Annotated in this window: 16 protein-coding genes and 2 pseudogenes; 8 read left to right on the top strand and 10 right to left on the bottom strand. The window is 61.7% G+C overall.

The features are described 5' to 3' along the window. Positions 1-31: 31 nt before the first annotated feature. The 3 genes and pseudogenes from BST28_RS24255 to BST28_RS20670 form a co-directional block, all read right to left on the bottom strand. On the bottom strand, positions 32-505 hold the full coding sequence (locus BST28_RS24255; RefSeq protein ID WP_165758127.1) for a hypothetical protein: 474 nt from the start codon (positions 503-505) through the stop codon (positions 32-34). Between the two features lie 79 nt (positions 506-584). Next, positions 585-1,739: a class I SAM-dependent methyltransferase gene (locus BST28_RS20675; RefSeq protein ID WP_083082747.1), complete on the bottom strand. Its 1,155-nt coding sequence runs from the start codon at positions 1,737-1,739 to the stop codon at positions 585-587. 154 nt (positions 1,740-1,893) lie between these two features. Further along, a pseudogene (locus BST28_RS20670) lies at positions 1,894-3,049 on the bottom strand (IS3 family transposase). Between the two features lie 493 nt (positions 3,050-3,542). Here BST28_RS20670 and BST28_RS20665 point away from each other — a divergent pair. The 3 genes from BST28_RS20665 (at position 3,543) to BST28_RS20655 (ending at position 7,123) form a co-directional block, all read left to right on the top strand. Then, positions 3,543-5,078: a hypothetical protein gene (locus BST28_RS20665; protein WP_133054347.1), complete on the top strand. Its 1,536-nt coding sequence runs from the start codon at positions 3,543-3,545 to the stop codon at positions 5,076-5,078. A 318-nt stretch (positions 5,079-5,396) separates the two neighbouring features. Then, a complete protein-coding gene (locus BST28_RS20660) occupies positions 5,397-6,107 on the top strand; it encodes a DUF5666 domain-containing protein (protein ID WP_234808358.1) in 711 nt (236 codons plus the stop codon). A gap of 242 nt (positions 6,108-6,349) precedes the next feature. Next, on the top strand, positions 6,350-7,123 hold the full coding sequence (locus BST28_RS20655) for a sulfotransferase family protein (RefSeq protein WP_083082741.1): 774 nt from the start codon (positions 6,350-6,352) through the stop codon (positions 7,121-7,123). Between the two features lie 371 nt (positions 7,124-7,494). Here the strand turns inward: BST28_RS20655 and BST28_RS20645 are convergent, their stop codons facing one another. After that, on the bottom strand, positions 7,495-8,256 hold the full coding sequence (locus BST28_RS20645; protein ID WP_083082737.1) for a class I SAM-dependent methyltransferase: 762 nt from the start codon (positions 8,254-8,256) through the stop codon (positions 7,495-7,497). 165 nt (positions 8,257-8,421) lie between these two features. Between BST28_RS20645 and BST28_RS20640 the strand changes: the two are divergent. Next, positions 8,422-8,610 (top strand): annotated as a pseudogene (locus BST28_RS20640) (IS1634 family transposase); the annotation flags it as partial. A gap of 297 nt (positions 8,611-8,907) precedes the next feature. On the opposite strand, the gene BST28_RS20635 reads toward BST28_RS20640, so the two are convergent. Further along, on the bottom strand, positions 8,908-9,939 hold the full coding sequence (locus tag BST28_RS20635; RefSeq protein ID WP_083082735.1) for a GSCFA domain-containing protein: 1,032 nt from the start codon (positions 9,937-9,939) through the stop codon (positions 8,908-8,910). 10 nt (positions 9,940-9,949) lie between these two features. Continuing rightward, a complete protein-coding gene (locus BST28_RS20630; RefSeq protein WP_083082732.1) occupies positions 9,950-11,590 on the bottom strand; it encodes a sulfotransferase family protein in 1,641 nt (546 codons plus the stop codon). Between the two features lie 360 nt (positions 11,591-11,950). Between BST28_RS20630 and BST28_RS20625 the strand changes: the two genes are divergently transcribed. Beyond that, positions 11,951-12,910, top strand: a complete 960-nt coding sequence (locus BST28_RS20625) for a class I SAM-dependent methyltransferase (protein ID WP_083082730.1) — start codon at positions 11,951-11,953, stop codon at positions 12,908-12,910. Between the two features lie 22 nt (positions 12,911-12,932). Here the strand turns inward: BST28_RS20625 and BST28_RS25310 are convergent, their stop codons facing one another. The 3 genes from BST28_RS25310 to BST28_RS20605 form a co-directional block, all read right to left on the bottom strand. Further along, on the bottom strand, positions 12,933-13,049 hold the full coding sequence (locus BST28_RS25310; protein WP_474630500.1) for a glycoside hydrolase family 99-like domain-containing protein: 117 nt from the start codon (positions 13,047-13,049) through the stop codon (positions 12,933-12,935). A 95-nt stretch (positions 13,050-13,144) separates the two neighbouring features. Further along, positions 13,145-17,215: a glycoside hydrolase family 99-like domain-containing protein gene (locus tag BST28_RS20615; protein WP_083082728.1), complete on the bottom strand. Its 4,071-nt coding sequence runs from the start codon at positions 17,213-17,215 to the stop codon at positions 13,145-13,147. A 627-nt stretch (positions 17,216-17,842) separates the two neighbouring features. Further along, complete coding sequence (locus tag BST28_RS20605) at positions 17,843-20,002, bottom strand: preprotein translocase subunit SecA (protein WP_083082721.1); 2,160 nt, start codon at positions 20,000-20,002, stop codon at positions 17,843-17,845. 268 nt (positions 20,003-20,270) lie between these two features. On the opposite strand from BST28_RS20605, the gene BST28_RS20600 reads away from it, so the two are divergent. Continuing rightward, a complete protein-coding gene (locus BST28_RS20600) occupies positions 20,271-22,445 on the top strand; it encodes a tetratricopeptide repeat protein (protein ID WP_083082718.1) in 2,175 nt (724 codons plus the stop codon). A gap of 487 nt (positions 22,446-22,932) precedes the next feature. On the opposite strand, the gene rfbA is transcribed toward BST28_RS20600, so the two are convergent. After that, a complete protein-coding gene (rfbA, locus tag BST28_RS20595) occupies positions 22,933-23,799 on the bottom strand; it encodes a glucose-1-phosphate thymidylyltransferase RfbA (protein ID WP_083082716.1) in 867 nt (288 codons plus the stop codon). Between rfbA and BST28_RS24250 the strand changes: the two genes are divergently transcribed. Continuing rightward, a complete protein-coding gene (locus tag BST28_RS24250) occupies positions 23,755-24,018 on the top strand; it encodes a hypothetical protein (RefSeq protein WP_165758125.1) in 264 nt (87 codons plus the stop codon). The two genes, rfbA and BST28_RS24250, sit on opposite strands and share 45 nt — an antisense overlap. A gap of 692 nt (positions 24,019-24,710) precedes the next feature. Then, on the top strand, positions 24,711-25,832 hold the full coding sequence (locus tag BST28_RS24245; protein WP_207570158.1) for a PGRS repeat-containing protein: 1,122 nt from the start codon (positions 24,711-24,713) through the stop codon (positions 25,830-25,832). The last annotated feature ends 835 nt before the right edge of the window (positions 25,833-26,667 follow it).

Here is a 26,667-nt window from a genome sequence, read left to right as displayed (position 1 = left end):
GAAGATCATCCTCGGGAAGGTGCGCCCTTTCCTACGCCACCTCACCGAGGCTCATCCACAGGTTCTGATCATTGCTCAACAGGACGTCGATGTCCTCAGTAGCGGGAGTGATCCGCGTTAGCTCGGGGACATATCCAATCGGAACGTACGTGGGCCGAGGCAGCCCCCGAGCGGCAAGGTAATCGATATTGGTCTGACTGTAATCCCAATTCGGATAGTGCCGGAAAAGGTCGACGAATTCCTGCGTCGCCATCCACGGCGAGTCGTTACCCAGCTGCTCAAGGTTGTAGAAAATGGGTTTCTTGGGCAGTCGTAAGCCGTAGTGGAGGAGGTGGTTTGCGCCGAACACGATGGTGCGGCGGTCATCGAGGTCCAGACGATCGGTCAGCACCGAGTCATGGCCCAGCGCCAAAAGAGCATGATGCACCGCCTCCGCGATTTCGCGAAACGCTCCGCCGATGGTCGGATTGCTCGGAGGTGCTACAACGGTGACGGCGAATAGCATGTGTGCAAGGTAGCGCAATGGGAGCGCATTATGAGCGGACGGGTCGATGCCGACTATGAGGCTCCGACACCGGCTGTCGTCATTCGTTGGTGTACACGCGCGATGGCTCGTCGCCGGTACGTGCAATCGACGCCGGAGCACCTGGTTCGGTGTTCAGCCCTTTTTCGATGAAGACAAGGTTGTGGTGCGCGTGGATACCGGTGACTGTCAGCTCCGTCGCCGACGGTTTGCGGTCGGCTTCGCGCATCTGCTCCTGGTGATTCAAGCCGTCGAGCAAGTTCTTAACCATAGCCATCGACGTGCCTTGAGCTGACGGATCGGTATTGCCACCCCAGCCCGGCCAGTACGAGGTCTGCAGATCCTCTATGACGTAGAGGCCGCCCGGCCGCACATGCGGGAACAGGGCATTGAAAGAGGTGATGACGTGGTGGCTGAAGTGGCTGCCGTCGTCAATCACGATGTCGAAGGGGCCGACCTGCCTAGCCAATGAGTCGAGGAATTGCTCATCACCCTGGTCTCCCTGCAAGACAGACAGCCGACTTTCTGAAAGATCGGCCTTTTCAAAGACATCCAGGCCGTATATCAGTCCGCGCCGGAAGTAGTGCTTCCACATGCGCAGCGACTCACCACCAAGGTCAGGTGGGTCGTAGCCGCCCACGCCGATTTCGAGGACCTTCACCGATTGTTCCCGGTACGGCTCGAAATACCTCTGGTAGTACGGCGCGTACCAGTGTCCACCCCATTTGTCCGTGCCGAACAAGACGGCAAGCTCAGTCAGATTCGGTGGTCGCTGTGACACCACGGCAACCACCTGCGAGATCGCGGCAACCACCGCCGTGTCTTCTGGAGTGCGTGGACCTACGCTCGGACTCTTCTTGATCATCTCCCGGGTGGCACCATGCGGTCCGGCTGGACCAAAGACTTCGCGCAGCAGATCCACCAGTTCTTGTCGGACGGTCGCGGGAGCCTCGTTGTACCAACCGGTTTCGATGTGAGCGCGGTGATCACCCAGGATGAGGGTGTAACCCAGCCGTTCGCCTCGAAAGCCGAGATCGCACTGAATTGCCAACTCATCGAGCGGGCCGCCGAGCAAAGCGGCCCGGCAGGCCACCTCGGCCAGGATCGCTTCACCGACGATGTTCGGCCCGATGTCGGCGACGCGACCGGAAATATCCGGGTCAGCCAAACAGGCTGCCAGCAAAATGTTTTCGATTAGCGTGGAGTCGGTCGACATCGGTGAGATGACCTCCGCGTGAGTCGTTGTCGGCCAGATGCGGGAACTGCAACGACACCCCTGACCTAGAAACAATGTAGCCTGATCTCTGGCGTCAGCCTGTGGTCTGCGGACGGGACTGCCCCGAGTTCAGTTGACTCCGCGGTTGTGAATTTCAGGCCGCGGTTGCGACTGGTCTGTGGAGCAGTTCGAACTCTATCGGGGTGAGCTTGCCGAGGGCGCGTTGCCGGCGGCGTCGGTGGTAGGTCCGCTCGATCCAGGCCACGCCAGGCGTAGTTCGGCTCGGGTGGACCAGCGTTGCCGGTCGAGCACGTTGCGTTGCAGCAGAGCAAAGAACGACTCCATGGCGGCGTTGTCCCCGCAGGCTCCGACGCGGCCCATCGATCCGTGTAATCCGTGGTGCGACAGCGCCTGGACGAACTTGCGCGACCGAAATTGGCTGCCCCTGTCCGAATGGACAATTGCCGCTACCGGTGAGCGCAGGGCCACAGCATGATCTAGGGCCGCTACCGCCAGCGAGGACTTCATCAGCGAGTCCATCGAGTAGCCCACGATCCGGTTGGAGTGCACGTCTTTGATGGCGCAGAGGTAGAGCTTGCCCTCATCGGTGCGGTGCTCGGTGATATCGGTCAGCCACACCTGATTGGCGGCCGGGGCGCTGAACTGCCGGTCCACGAGGTCGTCGTGGACCGGAGGTCCGGAGCGACGGTTGAGTCCTCGCTTCTTGGCGAAGATCGACCAGATCCGCTCCTGGGAGCACAACCGTGCCACACGATTCTCCCCGGCGATGATCCCGCGACCGGGCAACTCGTCAGCGATGAACCGGTATCCAAAAGCGGGATCATCGGCATGGATGTCGCGGGCGGCGTTGATCAGATGGGCATCATCCCAATCACGCTGGGTCAGTGGCGCCTTGCGCCATTTGTAGAACGCTTGGGTGGAGAACCCCAGAACCCGGCAGGTCACCGTGACGGGAACCCCGTCGGCGGCAAGGTCACCGACCAGCGGGTACATCATTTTGGGTTGGCGTCCCGCGACAGGTAGCCCACCGCGCGGCGCATCACCTCGGCTTCCTGCTCGAGTAGCTTGATCCGCTTGTGCGCCTCGCGCAGCTGCACCGACAGATCACCATCGGCGGCCGCAGCCCCGGGCCGGTCGACTCCCTCGTCACGGTCGGCGATCTTGAGCCAGCGATGCAGGCAGGCCTCGGAGATCCCGAAATCCTTCGCGATCTGGCGCAACGGCGCCTCGCCCTTGCGGGCCACAGCGATCACGTCAGCACGGAACTCGGCAGGAAACGGCTTCGGCACGAGATTGATCCTTCCAGCAAGGACGAATCCTCACAGGTCAGGAATCAACCAAACCAGGGGCAGTCCCGACTCTCCTTCATCGCCACCAGGCATGACCAGCGCCCGCATCGAGGGCTACAACCGCCTGGTCAACCAGGCCGAATGCAGTGCCGCTTCCGTACCTCGACCAACTCCGCCCGCCGGAGACGATTCCACTGCAGCAGCAAACAGTGGGTTACAACCCGGCTTTCCACTCGTTGACCGGCTAGCCTCCGGCTTTCACGGTTCAAGCCGATCACCGTGGAAGTCCGAGGCTAAGATTCCAATTTGACTGTCGCCAGCCCCAGCCCCAGCCCCAGCCGGCGCCGCCGACTTTCCTTACGAGGAGACACCCGGATATGGATCATCTGCCGGGCCGTAAACTTTACGAGGTGGCCACACCGCAACCGTTTCATGCGTCGAGCCTCACGCGTCGTCCTTCAAAATGCGACCGCCGGGCACTCCAGGCGGTGCAATGAGGATTGTTCTTCATATCGGGCCACACAAGACCGGCACCACATCGATACAGACACATCTTGGCGCCCTTCTTGGCGAGCCGGTGGCCGGCGGTTACTGGTATCCGGTCCCTGAAGGACACGGCCCAGGCCATGCGGATTTGGCTCGAGCGTGCCTGAGGGAGGGGAGGCCGATCAACGAACTCGATCGGGTGATCGCTGCTGCCCAGGAAGCGGAGGTCGGCACGCTCGTCCTCAGTTCGGAGGAGTTCGCCCACGCCTTTCCGGGCCGCCTCGCTCGACTGAAGAATGCACTGGAGGGCTACGACATCCACCTCGTGGTCACCCTGAACGAGATCGAGCGTCGCGCCGGCTCGATCTGGCAGGAACTCGTGAAGGGTGGGGCGGTCGTCGGTCTCGAGAAGGGGATCGAGCAGATTCTGTCTCGTGAACCCGCCATACAACCGGGACTGACCCGTGCCTTTATCGACGCACTGGCGCCGCATCAGACCTCGGTCGTGTTGTCGCATCACAGGGCGCCGGCCGCAGAGTTGTTAACTAACGTGTGCCGGGCGCTTGGTCTGTTCGAGGCGGCGCCGGAGACGGAGGCGCCAACTCGCGCGTCGACGCTTGTTCTCAACCAGTCCCTGGGTGTCACCGAGACGGAGATACTCCGGTCGGTCAACAGCTGGATCGGCCAAGCCGTGGGAGACCTCAGCGCGATCCCGTATACCGCAATCAGGAATCTCTACCTGAACCTGTTTAACACTCCGATCTGGCGCAACTCGGTTCCTCTGCGGCCCATCACGGTTCCACCGGCCCATGTGGCGGAAGTCCTCAACCGCGGGCGGCGGGAGCTCGATGATTTGAGGAAGCTCGCCGATGAGGGGCGCGCCAGGATCTTCGGCGATCTCGACACCGTGGAGAAAGAACTAGCAATGAGCGGTCAAGAGGCGCATCAAGCAGTGAGCGAGCAAGAGGCGCGTCAGCCCACTTCCGTGTCATGGGGTTCAGGACTACCGAATACGGACCGCAAGACCTACGTTTGTTTTGGCGTCCCCAGCGGCGGCACCAGCGCCGTCGCCGGCGTGATGCGCAAGCTGGGCGTATTCATGGGCGACGACGTGACTACCAACCATGAAGACCAAGAGATGTCGAACCGGGACAACCCGCACCGTCTGCAGATCATCGAGAAGCGCAACGCCGCGCACAAAATCTGGGGCTGGCAAGACCCGCACGCAGTCAACTACCTAAACCCAATCGGCCCGAATTTGATCAACCCCCACTACGTGATCGTGAGCCGCGACGCCGTGGCGACCATGGCACACATGCGCTGGCGCGACCGCGAGGCGAAGTATGCCATCGGGACCATTGTCGCCCAGCAGCAGCGCATCGTCATGTTCAGCCTCTATTGCGACGCGCCGGTTTTGTTCGTCTCCTACGAGAAGCTTCTCACCCATCCCGGGTCTTTCATCGCAGAGCTCACGGCGTTCCTCGACGTGCCTCCGCCGCAGGACGAACAGAGCCTGATCGCGTTGCTGGCGCCGGGCTCATGAAAGGACTAACCTTCCGGGCCGTCGCCGGGAAGGTTCCCCAGGGTGCATGGCCAACAGCTTCATGAATTGCTGCCGTTTGGCTGACTGTAGGATCTCGGTGTAGGTGGGGCTACGATATGCCAGACCTTACGATCAGGTCCGACACGTACACCACTCTGCCGGACGCAACCCGCGACTGCCCAAAACACATGTAGTCTGATGCCGAGCAATCGCCAAAAGTCAGTACCGACGTTGGTGGAACAATCGCATAGTCGACCTGGCCGAAGCGGCCGACAATTTGAAAGGGTTTCAATGCAACTAACTCTCAAGCCCGTCCGGATGACTGGTTTTGCGGTTCTCGCGGTTGCGGCCGCAACCGGGCTGACCGTGGGCGCTTGCAGTTCGTCGGACAAGTCGGACAAGTCGGACAATGCGCAGTCCTCGGCTTCGGCGTCGTCACCGACGTCCTCCAAAGCCAAAAACAAGGACGTGGTTCAAGGCCAGGTCGCATCGGTGGCCGGCAACGCAGTACAGGTCACCGAGGACGGTGGGACTAGCACCGTCGACCTCAACTCGGCGACGATCACCGATTACGACAAGGCTCAGTTGACCGATGTGGCTGTCGGCAACTGCGTGAGCGTGGTCGCCAAACCCGCTCCCGGTGGCCCTGCCACTGCTATATCTGTCGCACTGAACCCGCCGGCGGGTGACGGCAAATGCCCGCAACCGAAGCCCGCAGCGGCCGGTTCGCCCGATGCCCCAGGTCCTAACCAACCTTTCACGGTGGTCGGCACGGTTGCTTCTGTGGCGGGCGACACCATCGACGTGGCCGATACCGACGCCAATGGCAACCCCTCTCAAACCGGCGTGACGGCTACCGACAAGACGACTTACGTCAAGGGCGTCTCTGCAGACTCGGAGGCCGTCGCGCAGGGCAAGTGCATCACCGCCCGGGGGACCCTAGATGGGGGCGGGACGCTGCAGGCGACGTTTGTCAGTGTGGCCCCGGTAAACGCTAAAGGCCAATGCCCGCCGCCTCACGCGAAGTAGCAACCGCGCTAACGACCGATCGACCGAGGCAAGCCGAGGGTGTCCCGCGCGATGTAGTTGAGAATCATCGCGCGGCACCCAAGGTGGCGCGGCGGTCCAGCGGCCGCCGCAGGACCTGGGCGTTCAGCCCTTAACCGCGTCAGATTGGCAAAGGCGGCGCTAACCGCAACCGGCCCAGATCGACTGCCGTCAGGCCGCGCCTAATCGCGGCTTGCACGCCGGCAGATAGAAGGTACGATTCGATGCACTCTCCAGTGTTTATTGTGGGGTCCCCGCGCTCCGGCACCAGCGCACTCGTCAGGGTGCTGGCGGCTATCGGCTACCACGGCTTTGGAGAGGGGCACTTCCTCCCCTTGCTTACCCATATCGATTTGTCAGTGGATAACCATTTTCGTCGGTTTCCAATCACGGGCACAAATGTGATGCTGGGAAACATCGACAAACGCGATCTAAAGCGCAGAATCTTCGAAGTGTTTCGGACGATGGTGAACGATCTGAATCCGGATGAGCCGTGGTTCGACAAGACACACCATCCGCCGATGATTGCGGCGATCCCCATTATCCGGGAACTATGGCCAGGCTCGGTTTTTGTGTTCGCCAAGAGGCGCGGCATTGAAAACGTAATTTCGCGCTCGAAAAAATTCCCCGAACACCCGTTCGAATACTCCTGTTCCAATTGGGCCGAGACCATGGCCGCGTGGCGGACCGTTCGGCAGCAGTTGCCGCCGGGATGTTTCATTGAGGTCGAGCAGCGCGACATGATTCAGCTACCGGAGCGCACCGCTCGAAGTTTGTGCACATTTCTGCAGGTGGACGAGAGCGCCTTTCAAGCCGCTTACATTGCCATGAGTACTCAACGCCCAGAGGAGAGCGCAGAAGGAAGCGCCTACAAGATATCCTCGCTCGCTGAATCCGGCTGGACGGTAGAACAGACGGAGACGTTTCTCAAACACTGCGAAACCGAAATGAAGCAATTCGGCTACACCATGGACGAGCGTTACAGCGCAACTCTGTGACACGCTCGACTATCTGATTCTGAGTGAGGGCGGAAATGCCCTTCTTTAAGATGCAGGTGCTTACGCCGTATCGCCTACCTGCCGGGGAGCCCTGTGTTCGACCCTACGTCTTCGTCTGTTGCTGTCTTTTGCCGACACGATCATCCGCACCGTCGAGTTGGGGGTCACCATCACCGACGCTGCCATCGACGGGCCGGCGGCGGTAGTGTTCTGCAAGCTGCTCACGGTGTCGGAGTGTGTCCGGCCTGCAAGCAACCAGGTTCCTACCGCGACACCATCAAGCGCCCAGTCACGGTGAACCACCCCGGGGTACGTGCACCCTCGGGATTTTGTGAGCCAGGCCCTCGGCCTTCGTCGGGTGACACCACTGTTTAAATCAGGGTCAGCTTCTTGCCGCGCATGCGCAGCAGATCGTCGAGCCGGAAATCGTCGTCCAGCCGCCGCGAGCCTTTCTGGATCGCGACGAACCCGTGGCAGGCCACGATGTTCGAGAAAATATCGGGGTGGCTGCCGTAGGCGATTAGCAGCTCGAAGATCAAATTGGTAAGCGCCGGGTTGTCGCCCCATTTTTTGCCGCTTTGATAGATCTCGGCGCCGTAGTGCGCCCAATTCCAGTCTTCGATGATGTAAAGGCCGCCTTCGCGCAACCGCGGAAAGACGATCTCGAAGCTCCTGCGGCTGTAGTCGTACTGATGCGACGCGTCGTCGACAACAAGATCGAGCGGTTCGTCGCCGAACTCGCGCTCGATGACCCCGCGCACCGTGTCGCGGTCGTCCTGCGAGACACCGAAATGCAGCTTGATCCGGTCGCTCAGCGCGCGCTCGGCGATAATTTCCGCGATCGCCGGATGTTTGTCCGGTGCTAGGTCGATCGCGACAACCCGGCGCGCATCCGTCGCGATGCCGTAGAACAGCGAGCTGCCGCCCTGCCAGATGCCGAGCTCAAGGATGTTGGCCGTCTTATGCGGCGCGAGGAAATCGAGATACTCCCGCAACAGTCGCGAGTCCTTCAGGATCACCACGCGGTCGCGGGTTGTCTTTTCGGCGTATGAGGCGAGGTCACTGCCGAATTCGAGACCGTCGACGACAAACTTCGTCTCGGAAATCCAATGGACCGGCTTTACAAGTTGCACGGGTTGCCGCCTAACCTAACTCTGGCTAACTAATGCTGGTTGGGGATCGTCAGCCGGAGTATACGCCCCGGCGGCATGCGCGAGGCGGTAGGCGCGCTCGTCGAGCTGACGCCACGGCTCGAACGGCGGCTGCGCAAATCGATCGCGCGATCCATCAATGCCAGATCGGGGCTAGCTGTATCCCACGCCGTCCAATCGCGCACCGGCGTCTCCATCGTCAAGGTCCTCAAGACGTTACGGCCGCTGCGCAGCGCCACCATCAACATCAACGGCGCCACTCAGACCTTCCCACCAGCCATCCCCGACGCCGAACGCAAAATCCTTACCGGCCTCGGCTTCAAATCCGGGTACTAAGCTAAATGTCCAAACTCAGGTCAGACATTGGGTCCTGTGGTCGTGAGATTGGTGTGTAGGAGCTCTCATCCTCACACCCCAGGACCCGCCTACATTCCCAGCCTCACCATGTCATTGCCGCGGCCCCACGCACTCCCAATCCGGAAGAGATACAAGCCCTATTGGAGAAAAAACCTCCGGTCGATGCACTCAACTTCGAACTCCACGTGTTTGGACCACATCGCCCGCTCTGCGCGCTACGGTCATGCTGGCTCCGGTTTGGACGGGCATTGGGGATGGTCTACTAGAAAAATCTAGCTATTTGGTGTCATTCATGAGTTCCTCGCATTCGCGCTCAGCAAGTTCACGCGACAATTGCTCCAACGCCCGGCGGCGGTTCCGATCGCCTTCGCCTCCGGACGCGGCAGGTTCGCTGCTGCTCAGCATTGCATCCACCACCGTCTTGACAGCGTCAACCGTCATCGTGCGGCGGTCATCAGCAAAATGGTTCTCGACCCCCGGGCCTGTGGCAATCTCATAGCTGGGAAAGTAGACAACATCCGGCCGCGCGGCGACGGCCTCCCCGGCGGCGGCACGCAGAACAGACTTGTTATATACCGTTGCGGTATAGACGTGTTCGGCGGTGGCGGTCGCCACCATTCCGACTGGCGATACCGTCAGCACGATTTTCAACCCCGGCCGGATGGCCCGCATCCGATCGATGAAGCCCAGGATGTCGGCGACGACCTCGCTGGCGGTGAAGTTGACGAACCGGTGTCTCTCGCGATCGAAGGCGCCCGCGATTGTCCCGGGGCAGGCGGGAAAGACCGCGCCGTCGAGGGTGGAGACCCAGCTTTCAGTCAGCCCGAGGGTGAAGATGAAAACATTGCATTCACCGATCGCGGCCAGCACCCGATCCAGGTGGGAGCGAGTCAGGAGATCGAATTCCTCCTCTGATTCGGCCGGATAGGGCAACCCTGGGCGAAACGGATCGATGACGGCGTCCGCCGTAGCCCAGCGATCTTCGCGCGGGTGAAACCGTCCTTCGGCCCGGTCGATGAGCTGAAGCCATTGCCTTGGCGTATAGATGTTCCCGTAAGCTGCCGAATAGCTTTCGTAGTGGAATCGGTCGTTCGCCTCGGCCGTCTCGGTCCGGACGTAGTGATAGCCGGCGGCTTCCAGATGCGGCACGATGGTAGCGGCAAAGCAACTCCCCGCTGACATAACTCGGCTGTCGGCCCTAAGGATCGGTTCATTCGCCGTTACCAGATCCACCGGCGACCAGTTGCTTGCGACGGCGCGCGACCAAAAAGCACGGTCTGGTTGATCGCTGTAGGGGTGCTTCGCCATGTGTTTCGCCCTATTTGTTGAAGGCCCGTAGCACGGTTTCGTACATCACGTTGCCATAGGCGCGGTTTGCATGGGTCACATCCTGCCAAAACTCACGCTTCAGGAAGCCGTCGGCATCCTGAACTTCCTTGGGGACAGGAATAAACATCAGCCCCCGAGCGCGGGCTTTTTCGGCCTGCATGTCCTGCAGCAGATACCAAAGCTTTAGTCGCACATAGGGATCGGTGATAGGAACCGTCTCCACGGAGTGCCCAAGCTGCGCCGCCCAATTGACGAAGAATTCTTCAGTCTGCAGCAAGGCGCGTAGCGCCTCATTGTCGCCCTTCGGTGGCGGCGTGCCGATAAGCGCAATGCGGTTCAGCCCGCCGGTCGCCAGCCGCTTCAACACCACGTCGAGAGTATCGAAACTGGTCTGCTGGAACCGGTGCCGGATGGCGGCTTGCGACTTCATCTGAGCCGAGGGGTTCATCGTGCGCACATGTGCCGAAAGGAAGTCGAACGGCGTTTCCGCCTCAAAGAAATAGAGAGCAAGGTGCTCGTTGCCGTTCCAAATGATGCCGACATCCGCGCCAATCGCAAGATCGGCGAGGGTATCGAAGTAGCTCATGTCCCGCTTAGGCCCTGGGCCCACCAAAAAAAGCATGCCGTCCCCTCGCGGGCCGGCAACCAGCTCCGACGATTCGGAAACAATAGGTCGTCCGGCGATGGCGCGGAGGTGGGAATGCCCTGCGAGAATGAGGCGGGGTGCGCAGCCATTTAAGCTGGACACCTCCACGGGAGTCGTTGCGGCGTGACCTTCGTTCTCGAACGCCACGTCGGTGGGCGATGACGTTGGGGCGAGGCCGAGTGTGGGCGGGTTCACCGGTTCGACCACCGGAGCCGGGCCGTGCGCGAGCATTCGCGCGTACGCCCGCGAGATACTGTGAGAATCGATCGAGGCCGGCATTGATTCGAGCCGTCCCCGATTCCGTGCCAGCTCGGCCTTGACGCTGGAAATGGCCATCCTCGTTCGGTCGACGTCCGACTCGAGGCGCAGATTGCGCACTAGGTCTCGCGCCACCTTTTCCGGATCGGAAACCAGTTCCTCGTAACGAACCTGCGCTTCGATTCGCTCCTTGGGAATGCTGAGCAGGTGCTCGAAGTACTGCTCGGAGAGCTTGAGCCCGAATCGCAGCGACAGTCCGTTGCGGATCTCGAGCGACTGCGCGATCGCCGCCGGGTTGCGCACACAAAGCACTACCCGGGCGGTCGGCTTCGCCTGCAACCAGAAGGGCCACAGCACACTGAGTCGAGGATCCTTCACTGCCCAGGGCCGCCCGACGGCGGCGGCCTCAGCGTCCATCGAGGCGACGAGTGACTTCAGCCGCGCGACCAGGTCCGGTGGTGGCTGCAACTGTCCGAGATGCGGATCGCCCAATTCGGGTGGAAGGTCCCAGGCCGAGCCGCACCAGTCGAGCAGGCGATCGTTGAGGTCTACGGCATCCTGCAGTTCGTGGTACCCCTCGGGATTGTGGACGTCTGCTGGTAGGAATCGCTCCGGAGCTCCCAGATAGACGCCGAGGTGGGCCAGGAGGCCAGTCGTCGCCGACGTCCCTGATCGGTGCATGCCGATGACGAGAATCGGTGGAGGAGCGACTCCGCTGGATGCCATGCCCGGTGCTGTCCTGTCCGTTTAGCAGTCCGGTCAGGGCGACCGGCACGCTGACAGCCTACTTGCTCACGTCAGGTTCAAGTCGCAGAACTCGCCCGCGGAATGCACCTCACGTCAACCTTCTCGTCAGCTAGCATTCTGTGAAGTTTTCCGGGGCTCTGTGGGCCCGAGGCGCACGGTGGGAAGTGGAAGAAGGGGCGTTTCGCTGGGTAGGGATATTAAGCCGATGGCCACCCGGGAACGTCGTCGCGCGCCAAGTCCGCTCTTCGCCGGGGTGCCCGCCGCCACCTCCAGTAGTCTTATTCTTGGAATGTCGTCCGGCGAGAATGCAACCTGTTTAGCAAACATATTGGAGGAGCAATGCAGAACACAGATTGGAACCGACAACTCTGGGACGGCGGCTACAAATGGGATGCCCGGGGAGAAGAGTGGAGCGATGCTTGGGGTGGTAGCGAGGCGCAATGGTTCGGCTCGTTATATCCTCGCTTGCACCGGGTCCTTCCTGCAAGCAGTATTCTTGAAATAGCCCCCGGTATGGGTCGGTGGACAAAGTTCCTACTTCCACTGTCTCGCAACTATGTTGGCGTCGACATTTCGCTGGAATGCGTCCGCGGATGCCAAAAAACCTTTGCTAATGCACACCATGCTCGGTTCGTACACAACGACGGCTACTCGTTGGGCGAAGTCGAGGACAATAGCGTCGATCTCGTATTCTCGTTCGATTCGCTCGTGCACGCCGAATTTGATGTGTTGAAGAGCTATATTCCTCAAATCCTCCAGAAATTGAACAAGCGCGGTGTCGCGTTCCTTCATCACTCGAACATGGCCCAGGTTGGGCCCGAATTTAAGGATGCCAGCAAGGTCGGCCTACGAGCTCTTTCTGTCTCTCAGCAAAATATCGAAGATCTCATTGTGAAAAGCGGCGGACGGGTTATCATCCAGGAAGTGATTGATTGGGGCCCTGGAAAAGTGCCAAGAGACTGCCTGACCATGCTAGCCAGGGACGACGGTCAGCAAACTGATCCGATGCATCTTTACAACTTGCGATTCATGGATGAAAGCGCCAGCATAAAGCAGTTTCAGGCGCCCTATTCCATGCAGCTTCCTGACCCCACGATTCGTGACGTGGTGTCATGCCAGGACGCCGTGGAAGTGGACAAGCTGGCCTCGCAGACCACGCTGCAGCGGCAGGGGCCGCCGACGAAGCTGTTGCCGGTGGCGGCCGATGAGGTTGCCGACAAGCGCATCGCCGCGGATGTGGCGGCCCCTCGGCGAGGAGCGATGGAATCGCCACGGAGCAGTAAGCACAGGTTGCAGTAGCCAGGTCCGATAGGATACGCGGCTACTGGTGACCGGGGAAGAGCGTCGCCTGCTTCACGGTGCGCCACTCGGTGAATCCCTTGCCCCACCACCGATCGTTTTCCCGGATGGGATGGAACTGGGGCAGATAGAAGGCGATCGCCTTAATGTTCCTTTGGACCGGGTGCGCTGCGATGCGCTTTGCGAAGCTGCGCCGATACCACAGGTGTTGCTCGCCTGCGCTTCGAGGCGGCGCTACCGGCCTTGTCCGTCGCCGCGGCCTTTGAGCTGATCCTCGACGCTTTGCCGATACTTCGTCTGCAGGCTGCGTACCCCGGCCGGCAACTTCAATCTCTCTGCGCTAAGCGCATGACACTGCGCGATCTCGGCAACGTGCTTGTCTGCCTTGAGGGCATGCGTGACGCTTTCTGCATGGCGCCGGTGCACGTTCAGAGGATCGGCGATGTAGGTGATGCGCGCCCCCGGCGCAGTCAGTACCTCCAGATACAGGCGCCAGTCACCGGCCATACGGAAGGTCTTGAGTTCTTCCTGGCAGGCATCGAGCGCGCGCAGCAAGGCCTCCCGGCGCCAGACCACGGCACTGACGTTGAGGATGAGATTGCGTACGGCGAGATGACGGCGCACGAAGTCATTCCCGTCGAAGGTGGCCGACGTAGCCAGTGTGCCGCAGCCGTCGTGCTCGTAGTAGCCCTTGTAGCTGTCCCACAGCGGGCTTCCGTCGTGGTTGATCGTACGGCTGTCGGAAAAGCCGAGGCAGATCGCGGGGTCGGCCTGCATCGCGCCCACCACGGCGCCGAGAAATCCGGGATCCGTCAGGTCGTCGGCCTCGGCGATCCACAGGTACTCGCCGGTCGCGAGTTCCGCGGCCTTGCGCCACTGTGCGAACACCGACCCGGAGTTCGCCTCGCTGGACAGGAGCGTCAGCTTACGATTCCACTCGCTGGCAATCTGCGGGATCACGTCCAGGCTGTCGTCGCTGGAGCAGTCATCGAGCACCACTATCTCGTGCACGGGGTGGCTCTGCTGGAACACCGATGCCAGCCGCGCCGGCATGAAACGCGCATAGTTGTAGTTGGGGATGGCGACCGAGACGGCAGGCAACTGGGGAATCGCCAGCCGCAACAGCTGGTGAACGTAGTCGCCGAAATCGAGATGCGTGTGCACGAACTCCTTGCGCCGCGCGACATCCGCCGTACGTTTCCCACCCCGCACCAGACGGGCCAGTTCCCTGCCCATGGCGATGACATCGCCGGGCGGCACCACGGTCCCCATCCGATGCCGGGCCAGGAAATCCGGCATGCCACCCGACCCGTCGAACACCAGCACCGGTAACCCCGCGCCGAGCGCCTCATGAATGACTGTGGGAAAAGGGTCCTCGCGCGACGTGAGCACGAAAGCGTCCGCCGCGAAAAGAAACGGCTCGACGTCGCCTCGATAGCCCGTCATGTGGAAACTGCCCGTGCTTTTCGCATCGGCGATATCCGCGGTCAACCAGTCGCGCAATGACGGGTCCATGTCGCCGATCCAGCAGAAATGCACGCGCTGCTTGGACAGGTGGTTCGCTTGCCGCCATACCTGCAGGAACAGGTCGAAGCCCTTGCGTAGATCGGCGTAACCGATCCCGAGCACCAGCTTCTCGTCGGCGGCGATACCGAGTTCCTCACGGATGGCCGCACCGCCATCCTCCGGCTCGGCGAGCGGCCTGTACATACCCTGCGGTAGCAACAGCATGCGGTCATCCACCTCCACTCCGACTTCGGCGGCGACCTGGTCGCGTACGACAGTGGCAGGGAATACGGCATGACTGCTCAGTTCCAGCGCCGCCTTGGCGCTGGCCGCCAATTTTTTTTCGCGGATGATGCGCGGCAACTCGTGGACGAGGCAGATCGAATCGATGCCGTGATTCCGCAGCTGGGGCAGGATCAGCCCGGCCGCCACGGTATTGACGATCGCGTGCGCGAAGCCGCGCATCTTGAAGGCTTTGACCTGTGCCGCAAGCGTCTCTCCGTCGGCTATGGTCACCGGTGCCACGTCGCGGTAGGTTTCCTCCAGCTTGCCGCCATCCAGCAGCAGGAACTCGACCTGCACGCCCCAGTCACTCTGCAGCCGACGCGCGATGCTGACGAGCAGATGTTGCGCGCCGCTGGGAAAGGCATCATGCCCGACCAGCAGAAGCTTGTAGTCGCCCGACACGGCGCCGACGACAGCACGACCGGTGGCGTTCAGGTAGGCCGAGCCATAATGGAGGTCCGGCTCCAGGTACGCCGCCTCGCACCACTCGTTCCAGGCATTGATGCAGACGAAGTGTTCGCCGAAGAACGGCTTCTCGCGTGCCTTTTCGATGAGCTGGCCGAGCCAAGCCTGATACTTCGCGGGCGTCGAGCCTTGGAGAACAAGCCCGGTGCCTTGCCGGCGCGCGTCGTTGTCCCAACTCGGCACGGCGGTCTTGATCAACGGGAACGAAGGTATTGGTTCGTTCACCGAGCGGGCGACGACCTCGTCGTAGTTAAATGCATGGCCGGTGAACTCGAAGTCGATGAGTTCAAGCTGGTCGTTCATGTGCGGCATGTGAGCTGTCAGCTTGTGTGGCGGGAACTCGACAGCGCCGTCAAAGCCGAACTCGGCCGGATTGGTCGAATCGAAGGCCTGCGCCATGATCAAGATGGGATCCTCGTTGAACCTTTCCTTGAACAGGGCGCGCCAGCGTATCAGCGACTTCTTCGGCTCCGGGATGATGTCCGGGCGATAGATCATCAGCAGCGGACGACCGTTGATGCGGATGTAACGCTTGTCCTTGAAGTGGTGGACGAAGCTTTCCAGCAGGTGCTCGTCGTCCTCGGGTTCGTAGTTTTGGGAGATGAGCACATCGCTCTCGGCGCCGTCCCAGCGGCGCGTCCAGTTCTCATTTGCCCACATGAGGGAGAACGGCATGTCGATGGACGGATCGGCGAGGAACTGCTCCAGCGGCTTTTCCATCAGCCGCTTGCCGTTGAAGTAGTAGTAGTAGTAGACGAAACCGTAGATGCCGCCGCCCTTGGCCATCGCCACCTGGCGCTTGAGCGTGTCAATGGAATCCAACGAGTAGAAGCCGAGATCGCGCGGAATGCGCGGCTGGTAGTGTCCCTTGTAGCGCGACACGCCGCGCGCGATGTTGGTCCACTCAGTAAAGCCCTTGCCCCACCACCGGTCGTTCTCGGGAAAGGTGTGGAACTGCGGCAGGTAGTAGGCCAGCACCTTGGCCTTGCGCGGCGCCGACGGGGGGATGGGTTTGAACTCCTCGAAGCCCGCCGAGGGCGCGGTGAACTGCTTTACCGCGCGCGCAATGCCGGACTCATCATCGGGAGGCGCACCGTGCACGCCGGGTTGATCCTTGTGATCGAGAAAGTGTAGGAACGGATTGTTCTCGAGGTCACCGCCCAGGTAGCGCCTTGCGTAGTAACGGATATTGAACCAAGGTGAAGGACTGCGTCCTTCGCGGTAGCCGGTGAACAGAAAGTGCTCGAACGCGTCTACGCCGGCGTCGCGCACGTCCTTGTTGGCGGTCGCGTAATGCTCAATATCGAACTCCGGCAGCGGGCTGAACCGGTAGGTTGTGCGATGCGCGAGATAGTGGGCGAGCGAGTTTTCGGTCTCGGGGATGGCGTAGGCACTGCGATACCAGGCCGCGTCGAAGATGCGGCTTGGTTGCCGCCCTTCGAGGTCGCCCAGGTTCACGAAGTGATACAGCGGCTGGATGCCCGCATCGCGGACGTCAGGGTAGAGGTTCAGATACCAGTCGGGGTCGAAGTACAGGTTTGGCCGCCGGCCTTCCCGGTAACCTTCGAAGAAGAAGTGCCTCAGCGCCTCGTCCTCGGTCTGGAAGTGCGTCCCGCCGGCGTTGTTGTAGTAATGCCAGTCGAACAAGCCCGATTGCCGCACCTTGTCGAGTTGGGTCGGCGCGGCATCGTCACGCCTTTCCACCCACTGCTCGTCTGGGCGAGATATGTCGCGGTTGGGCGAAATGCCCAGCTCCCGGCCCTCGATCAGGAAGTGCAGCAAGGGGTTTTCGGGTTGGAACCCGCGCATGGCGCATTGCTCCAGATAGTACGCGGTGTCGAATTGCTGGTGCGGATCGCGCCGCTCCGCCGCGCCGTATTTCAGGTAATGCACGACGGGATCGAGTCCGTGGCTGGCGACATCCTTGTACATGCGCAGGTAAAAATCGGCGCTGAAGAACGATGATTTGGAAATCAGCTCGTATTGGTCCCAGAACGCGAGGATGCCCGGTGGCACCTTGTCTCCGATACGGGATTCCTGATTGTCCATCCCCGAAACCTATCGTGCGATCCTGGATTGAGCGAACCCTTTCGGTAGGTCACGGAGAGCACCTGCTGCGCCGAAGCGTTCTGGCGACTGAATGATGGAGAGGATAGCCATATCTATGCCATAGACGGGCGCAACCAGGTCGTCGCCGCGCAGCAGTGCCTCCCGCAAAAGGTCGGGCGAGCCGATGCCCCCAGGAAGTCGGCTCGCCGTGCCGATGGCAGCAACCGGACTCGTACATGCGTTGCTCACGACCCCACGCCTACCTTCCCTCCCTTGCAGTGACTAGCCTGGATTTTTCGCGAAATTCGGCGTGACACGAGGTGTTGAATAGCGAAAGTGCCTGTCCTGCAAGGAATAATGAGATTTCTCTAGGATCCATGATTCCAGCGGGAAGGCACTTCGCAGGTGAAGAGTACTGTAGCACGGCCACTAGACCCTGAGCCCAATCGATCCCGCAGGGTGGTCCAATACAGCGGTCCTCCTCGGTTTGAGAGCTACGGCGGGTCATTGCTCGACGAACAAGGCGACCTGGGTGTGGCCGGCAGAACCTGATCGGCGGCGTTGACGGCGGCTGCGTTGCGCTGCCGCCGTGCAGGCGTGCCCGGTCGAGACGCAGTGCCGCATGGGTCATTCCGTCATGCTCGGTGGTCCCGCTGGAACCACCTCGACATTGAACAGGCAGCGTAGCGACTCTCGGTCCAGGGCCGAGGACATCGCGCTAAACATCGCGTGGCTCTCCCGGCCGTAATGGTCAACCGATTTAGTCGCCATCCCTGGTGGGTTAGCCTGTGTTCGCCAGTCGGCGGTTCTGCGAAGATCGCCCAGTTGGCGCAGATACTCGCGCCAGTGCGCGTCGATGAGCGATAGCAGGGCCGCCCGCTCCACCTGGCGCATTGCCCCGGGGCCAGCCGTGGCCTCTATTTCGGTCTCACGGACGGCGTAGGCGCGTTCGGCGTCGGCGATCAGCGCCGCCACTATGCCGTCATAGGTAAAGCCGCCCCCGGAATCAGCCAACGCGGGGGAGGTGATGCCCACCGGGTAGATCTTCTTCAGCCCACGGCACAGCTCGTCGATATCCCAGCCCTGAGCGCGGGCGTCAGCAATGTACGCCGTGATCGCGTTGGTGATCAGGCGGCGCACCATCGCGAGCAGATCATGCTGATCGAGGATTTCACGCCGCCGTCTGTAGATCACTTTGCGCTGCTGACCCAAGACGGCATCCCATACAGGCTCGGAGATCCGTCGGGCGGTCGCACGGTCTTCAGCTCGCAGCTGGGCAGTGTCGACGACACGCGTGACCACCTTCGAAGCCAGCGGAGCGTTATCGGGTAACCCCGGCGACGCGACCAGCGACTCGACTGCCTCGCGGTTGTGCCGCTGCACCAGGTTGTCGCGGAGCGATATATAGAACCGGGATTCGCCGGGCTCGCCGCGCCGGCCAGCCCGGCCGCGGAGCTGCAGATCGGTGCGCGCAGCCGGGTATCGCCCAGTGCCGATCACGTAAAGCCCGCCACGTTCGCGCACTTCATCGCCGCGTTCGGCGTCGAGTGGTATGTCCACGCCCCAGCCGGTCGTGCCGGGCACGATCGTGATCGCACCGGCCCGGGCTGCCTCGCCGATCACGATGCTGGCCGACCGAAGATTTCGGGAATCGGCGATACGGTGAGGTATCGCACGCTCGGCCAGGAGCTCGCCCAGTTGCGCAGCGTCGTCGTCGGCAGCACCGATCAGAACCGGCTGGCCTCGCTCATGCCGCTCGCTGATGTCATCGACGATGGCGACCCATTTGGCCTCTCTGGTCTTGTAGATCAGATCGGGATGATCTTTCCGAACAGATGGCCACGCCCTGGGGACCGTCACCCCCGGCAGGTGATAAATCTTGGCGATCTCCGCTCCCGCTTGGCCGGACACTGCGGTAATGGCGCCCAACTTGCGATACAGCGAGAAGAAGCTCGCCACCGGAATGGTGGCCCAGATGTGTTTTTCTTCTTCCGTCACGTCTTCTTCGAGTTCTGCTGCGGGGCGACGGGAGACTGACCGATCCCAGTAGCGTTTTAGCAGCACTTTCGCGCGCACCTCGCCGTCTACCGTCACAGACGCATCGCATGTTGCACCGGTACCGGTAATGGTCAGCGGACGGCCCGCCTGATCGGTCAGGACTGTGTCGGCGTCGTCGACGATCACGACGTTCAAGTCACGCTGAACGATGAAGGTGGGCACGGTGGCGATGTTGTCGCGCAGATAGTCGTAGCCGACCTCGTTGATGGTCGCGTAGGCGACATCGGCGCGGTAGGCGTCACGCCGCAGCTCAGTATCCATCTCTGGGGTAATGGCCGACACGGTCAGGCCCAGTGCCTGATAGAGCGGGCCCATAGTTTCAGCATCGCGTTTCGCTAGGTAGGCGTCGGCGGTGACGACATGAACGCCGTGTCCCGGGATAGCGCTGAGATAGGCGGCCAGTGTGCACGACAGCGTCTTTCCCTCGCCCGGCGCCATCTCCACCAGCATGTTGAAGTACAGCCCAGCAGCGGCCATCACCTGGGTGTAGTAGGGCCGCTGGCCCAGCACACGGAATGCCGCTTCGCCGGCCACCGCGAATGCTTCACCGATTAGACCGTCCAGGGATTCGCCGGCTCGGTGGCGGGTGCGGAACTCTGTGGTCTTCGCCGTCAGTTCTGCCTCACTGAGGGCAGCCACAGCACCAGAGAAGGCATCGACCAGGTCACACACCTTATCTAGGCGCTTAACCGTACGCCCTGCACCGGCGCGCAACAGTCTGGAGAGCACCAGGTAATCACCTCCCCGGTCAAGATAGAATCAACGCCAACCGGAGGCCAGCGTTGTAGGGCTTTGACGATACAAGTGCGCGTCCGTCCGCTCGAACCCGTCAAAATTCACCGCTTGTCGAACCCGATCCCGGCTTGAATAGGATCCTCGCACGCGGATGGCATCTGCGGACACCGCGCCGACGTGACGGTCAGCGACAGCGACAGCGATGCGACGGCGGCTCGGCCCAGCACCGTGGGCAGTGCCTTGGTGCTGATAATCTGCGCGCATGCGCTTCGCCGTCGCGATTGTGTCACCGCTGAACTTTCAGCACAGCAGGGCGTTTGACGAAGTTGCCGAGGGTTTGCACCATGCTCTTTTGGCGCTGGGTCATGACTCGGTGCTGACCAATCGTCTCGATCTCGACGAGCGTCGCACCATTGTCCTCGGCGGAAATATCCTCGTCCGGCATGCCTTGAAACCGCCCAAGAACGCCATCTTCTACAACCTTGAGCAATTGGGTGACGACTTGCCGTCGGCGACGTTGCCGGCATTCTTCGATCTTTTTCGGCGTTACCCGACGTGGGATTACAGTCAGGCCAACATCGAGTATCTCGCTGCTCGGGGGCTGCCCAGGCCCACCTATGTTCCGATCGGGTATGTCCCCGAGCTGACCCGGATTACTCCGGTCCCCGAGGATATTGACGTCCTTTTCTACGGCGCATCCTACGAGCGTCGGTACGCGGTCCTCAAGGATCTGCATGATCGGGGTCTTCGCGTCAAATGGCTGTCGGGCGTTTACGGGGCGAGTCGTGATGCGTGGATTGCGCGTTCGAAGCTCGTACTGAACATGCACTACTGGGATGCGAAGATCTTCGAGATCGCGCGAGTGTCCTATCTGCTGGCCAACAAGCGTGCGGTGGTGTCTGAGCGGGGTGACGATCCGGTCTTGGAGCACGAGCTGGAGTCCGGTGTCGCGTTCGCCGACTACAGCGACCTGGTTGATCGCTGCGTGGAACTGCTCGGCGACGAGGACGCACGGCGCGAACTCGCCGAGCGGGGCTTCGAACTGTTCTCCGCGCGCGACCAGGTCGCCATCATCGACAACGCATTGACTGCGAGCCTCAAAGAGCTTGCCGACGAGCCTGTCGTGCCGAACAACCCCTACATCGACCCGCCTTCCGGCGAACACAGCCCTGATCAGGAGCGCCGTGAGCGCGAACTGTTCAGGCATAAGTTCGCACCTGAGCGTGATCGGTGGTTGGCTGAGGTCGAGCGTGATCCTGAGGATGCACGTTCGGTGTTTTTCCTCGCCGAAACCTGCTTTCAGTTGGAGGATTTCATCGCCGCGCGCAGATGGTATGCGCGACGCATCGAGTTGGGCGGCGATGATGAGGAGGTCTACTGGGCGATGTACCGGCTCGCGGCGACGATGCAGAAGCTCGGTGAACCGTGGCCCGATGTTGAAGACGCCTACTTGCGCTCCTCGATTTCCCGACCGACCCGCGCAGAGGCACTGCACGCCCTCGCCACTGAATATCGTAAACAGCAACGCTATTGGCTTGGTTACGTGTTCGCCCAGCACGCTGCCGCCATCCCCCTTCCCGACGACGACCTCTTTGTCCTCGGATACTTCGCCGAGATCTATACGTGGCGTGCCCTTGATGAGCAGGCGGTGTGTGCGTCCTGGATCGGCCGGCATGCCGAAGCATTCACCCTGGCTCGACGACTGCTGGCCCGCGCCGACCTCCCCGACTCAGATCGGCAACGGATCGCCGCCAACCGCGACTTTTCTGTACCGGCCATGCTCGACACGGCCGCAACCTATCCCGCAGACCTGGTCCAGGCCCTGACTACGAACCCCGGGCAGGGCAAGGTCACTGTCACCCTGATCGCCGGACCCGACCGATACGCCACCGAGCAGACGCTGAACTCCTTCCTGAACTGCTGCCTCGATACCTCACGCATCGGGCACTTCCTAGTGCTCGATGCCGGCCTATCGACCGCCGATCGAGCCAAGCTGCGCAAACGCTACGGGTTCCTCACCTTCACCCGGGACAAATCCGGTGGCGGGCCAGGAGCCCAGCTCGCAGCGCTGCACTCGCAGATCAACGGACGGTTCTGGCTGCACCTGGATCAAGGCTGGCGGTTCTTCGCCCCCGAGAACTACCTCACCCGCCTGACCGCAGTACTCGACGCCGACCCCCAGGTGTTCCAGGTCGGCATCAACCTCAACGACGCGACCAAACTCACCGGAACCAGCGCAACCGAACAGGCGATCCACCGCGCCTCCGACACCGGCCGCTACATCCTTACCAGCGTCATGGCCCGCGGCCCAGCCATGTTCGACACCGCGCGCCTAGATCGAGTCGTCAGCGAGAAAAACACCAACCTCGATCCGGCTATCGTCCCGCGCACCGCCAGCCTCGACGAAGTCCACTGCATCGCAAACCCGCAGCACTAGACCCGACATCGGGCAGCACACCCCCGGATAATCACGTCTGTAGGACGTCCGCCGGCGGGTATTGACAACAAAGAATTCGATAGTGAAGCGAAATCCCGTACCCAATTCTCGTGTTCCTAGGGACCAAACTCGATCGAGCGTGTATCACTTGACCCCCAAGGCGGCGCCCGAGTTCGTGGAGCACGACGCGTTTGATCTCGCGGCGTGAGCCGATTGGCGTCGCCGGCAGCGAGTCGCGTGACCCCGGAAACTACTCACCGTAGCGGGTAATATTCCGGTGATATTTGCCACAACCGGTGCTGATCTGACACACAGGGCCATCCACGGAAACTACCGTGCCCGGTCACCGGCTCAGGGTGCGCCCGGCCTCCGTGGCGAGCATTTCCCGCGGCGGTCCAGCCGATCCACCAGTCGTACTGACCGATAAACCGTTGGTCCAGTTGGTATTTCGGACGGCGCGTTTGAAAGCGGTGGTCGAGTTCAGCCGTTAGCCGCCGTCGAGCAGTTCGAGCAGGTAGCGGCCGTATCCCGATTTAATCAGGCTTTCGCCGCGTTCCCGCAGCTGCTCGTCATCGATGAAGCCGCGGCGCCAGGCAACTTCCTCGGGCACACCGATCTTCAGGCCGGCACGTAATTCGATGGTGCGGACATAGTTGCCGGCGTCCAGCAGCGAATCGAAGGTCCCGGTGTCGAGCCACGCGGTGCCGCGACGCAGCACTTCGACCGACAACGTGCCGCGGTCGAGGTAGGCGCGGTTGACGTCAGTGATCTCGTACTCGCCGCGATCCGAGGGCCGAATCGAGGCTGCGATCTCCACGACGTCGTTGTCGTAGAAGTACAGTCCGGGCACCGCGTAGTTCGATCGCGGACGCTTCGGTTTCTCCTCGAGGGAGACCGCGTTGCCGTCCGCGTCGAATTCGACGACACCGTATGCCGTGGGATCGGAGACCCGGTAGGCGAAAATCCTGCCGCCGCGGACGTCTCGCAGTCGGCTGAGCTGTGACCCCAGGCCGGGGCCGTAGAAGATATTATCGCCGAGCACCAGTGCGACTGAGTCGCTTCCGATGTGGCTTTTGCCGAGTGTGAATGCCTGGGCGAGTCCGTCGGCGCTCGCCTGAACCGCGTAGCTGATCGAGATGCCGAACTGAGATCCGTCGCCCAGCAATCTGCTGAATGCCGCGGCGTCGGTCGGTGTGGTGATGACCAGGATGTCGCGAATTCCGGCAAGGATTAGTGTCGACAGCGGATAGTAGATCATCGGTTTGTCGAAAACCGGCAGCAATTGCTTACTCGTACCCACGGTGATCGGATGCAGCCGGGATCCGGTTCCACCCGCAAGGATGATTCCGCGCACGCGGAGAGTGTGGCAGCCGCGGTCAATATCCACAAGTCAGCGGCTTGCCCTATCGAGACCGCCCGCGGTCAACTGCTGTCTGAGTCACCGCCTCGAACTGGTCTGCCGTGGTCTGTTTTCCGGCGGTCCTCGGCGCTGATCGATCTGATCGGTTGCGGCTGGCTGCAGGTGGTTAGCAATGTCGCCGTGCAAGCTCTGGTCGTCCATTTGTCGGCATAGCCATTGTTGATGAAACATTTACCCGCACAGCTGAAGTCGCGGCTGACTGAACATCAACGGCGCCGGCGGTCGCCCCACAATCTGCTTGCTCGCCACCGGCCTAGTGGTTGGCGCCGTTCAGCCGTGGTTCGCTGCGGCCCGGTTGCGGCGCCGAAGTATCGACGTTTCGGTTTGACGGGGCTGCCCGCGCCCCCGGCCTAGCCGGCACGGACGCCTTGCTGGCCCTGGGCGTATGTCTGGGTCGCCTTGTGGCACAACATCATCGGCTGTCAGGTGGGCGGACCGGCGACCGATTGCTACCCATAGTCTGCCAATCATTAAAAACAGCGGCGTGTCAGCCTGTCAGCGCCCAGTTCGGCTGCCGGCTCATCGGTGGGGCGAGGCTTGGCCGGTGCGGTCTGCTGGGCCTAAACCCGCAGGTCACGGGAATGTGTCGATTTACCGACGAGTAGCTTACATGTTTTTGAACTTTCCCCCTTCCGCCGAGGGCTGTCAAGCATCTAAGGTCAACCTGGGATTATCTCAGGCCAAAGGGAGCAAGCATGCTTGGTAAGGCCCTCGGGCGCGGGGTGTAGAACCGCTCTGCTGCCGGTAGAGCAGCGATTTCGCTGAGACCGCCGATTCACTTAGGATCACCGCAACTAGCTGAGTGTGCATATGGAGCGCACATACACATATCGGGAAGGGTGAAGATGTCGTTTCGACGTTCGAATGATCAGGACGGTCAGTCGCAGAAAGGTCCTGCGGCCCGCAAGGTCATCAGTCTGGGTGCTGCGGCTGGCGCGTTTCTGACCTTCGGGTTGTCGCCGCTGTTGGGTGCGCCGGTGGCGAAGGCTGACGACTTCGACTTCGGCTTTGAAGAGCTTCTCGATGCCCTGTTCGCGGTGGACCCGTCGTCGGGTCAGGGCTTGGATAGCTGGCTGGACAACCTCAATGACGCGTTGCAGGGTTCGTGGACCTATGACCCGTCGAATTTGGCGCTGCCCGGTGTTGACGACGCCGCGCTGCCTGGGTTTGCGCCTGCCAGTGACCCGTTCAACCTGGCGGAGTGGTACCAGACCAATATCTACGATCCGGCCTATGAGTGGAACCAGGACTGGATCAACGGGGATACGTTCCTGGGCGACTGGACGGTTCAGTGGGACAACCTGCTGAATAACCTCTGGACCGGTATCGGCGGTGAAGGCATTCTGATCGGCAATGGTCTGGATGGAACAGAGTTGCATCCTGATGGCGGCGCCGGTGGGTTGTGGTTCGGTGACGGCGGTGACGGTTGGGACAGCACTGAGGCCGGTGTGGCTGGCGGCGTCGGGGGCGTGGCCTACAACGGTAATGGCGGTGACGGCGGTGATGGCGGCGCCGGGGCTGCCGGTGGTCTGGGCGGGTCCACCGCCTACGGCATCGCTGGCGCTGGCGGCGATGGCGGCGATGCCACGATGCCGGGTACTGACGGTGGTGTCGGCGGTGCTGGTGGCAGTGGAACCGGTTTCTTCTTCGGTATGGGTGGTGACGGCGGTGACGGCGGTGCCGGGGCCACGGGCATCACCGGCACCGGGAGTAACACCGGTGGTACCGGTGGTGTCGGCGGGGCCGGTGGGGCCGGTGGCGCCGGTGCGAATTGGATGGGTGACGGCGGCGATGCCGGTAACGGCGGTACCGGTGGCAATGGCGGAACCGGTGGTCCCGATGGTGGTGCCGGTGGTGCCGGTGGTGCCGGCGGCGCGGCCGGTGCTCCCGGCACAAGCGGGATCTATGGCGCGGTCGGGGCGGCTGGCGCGCCCGGGGACCCCGGCTCACCGGGTGCGTCTGGCTAAAACCTCTCCACCATCGCTACTGCGAGAACCGCCGCGGCCCGGTCACCAGACCGGGCCGCGACGGCTTTCAGCTCATCGATAACGTCTTCGCTACTTGCGTAGCAATCGCCTGGATTACGGCAGGCTGAACGCCACCCTGGCGGCGATCGCCGCCACTTTGCTGTGCGCCACCGTCGCGTTGACTGGTGGCCAGCACGTCTTGGCTCGCGGGCCCGCCAGCGGGGCGAAGTCATCAACCTTCCGGTTCGACTGGTCCGCCCGCAACGGCGGCCCATCCTGCGTGGACCACCTGGCGGGCTTGGGCGCATGCATGATTCACTTTGTGGCACAACTCCCTCGGGTGGTGCCAACGGGCCGACCAGCCGCTACCTGCTGCCCACGGCGCGACAATCGTGATTAACAACAGGAGCCCGTCAGCCGTCGGCCCGGCTCAGCTGCCGCGCGTGTTCATCGGTGGATCGAGGGCTTAGTTGGTGTCGTCTGCCGGACCCCAAACCCCAGGTCGCGGGGAGTGTTGTTGGTTTACCCGGCAGTAACTTACATGTTTTCGAACTTTTTTCTTCCCATTAGGTCAATCGCTAGTCTAAGGTCAACCTGGGATTATCTCAGGCCAAAGGGAGCAAGCATGCTTGGTAAGGCCCTCGGGCGCGGGGTGTAGAACCGCTCTGCTGCCGGTAGAGCAGCGATTTCGCTGAGACCGCCGATTCACTTAGGATCACCGCAACTAGCTGAGTGTGCATATGGAGCGCACATACACATATCGGGAAGGGTGAAGATGTCGTTTCGACGTTCGAATGATCAGGACGGTCAGTCGCAGAAAGGTCCTGCGGCCCGC

Source organism: Mycolicibacter kumamotonensis, from assembly GCF_002086285.1.
Classification (GTDB): domain Bacteria; phylum Actinomycetota; class Actinomycetes; order Mycobacteriales; family Mycobacteriaceae; genus Mycobacterium; species Mycobacterium kumamotonense.
The sequence above is the reverse complement of the archived record's forward strand: the minus strand, read 5'-3'. Positions and strand labels throughout refer to the sequence as shown.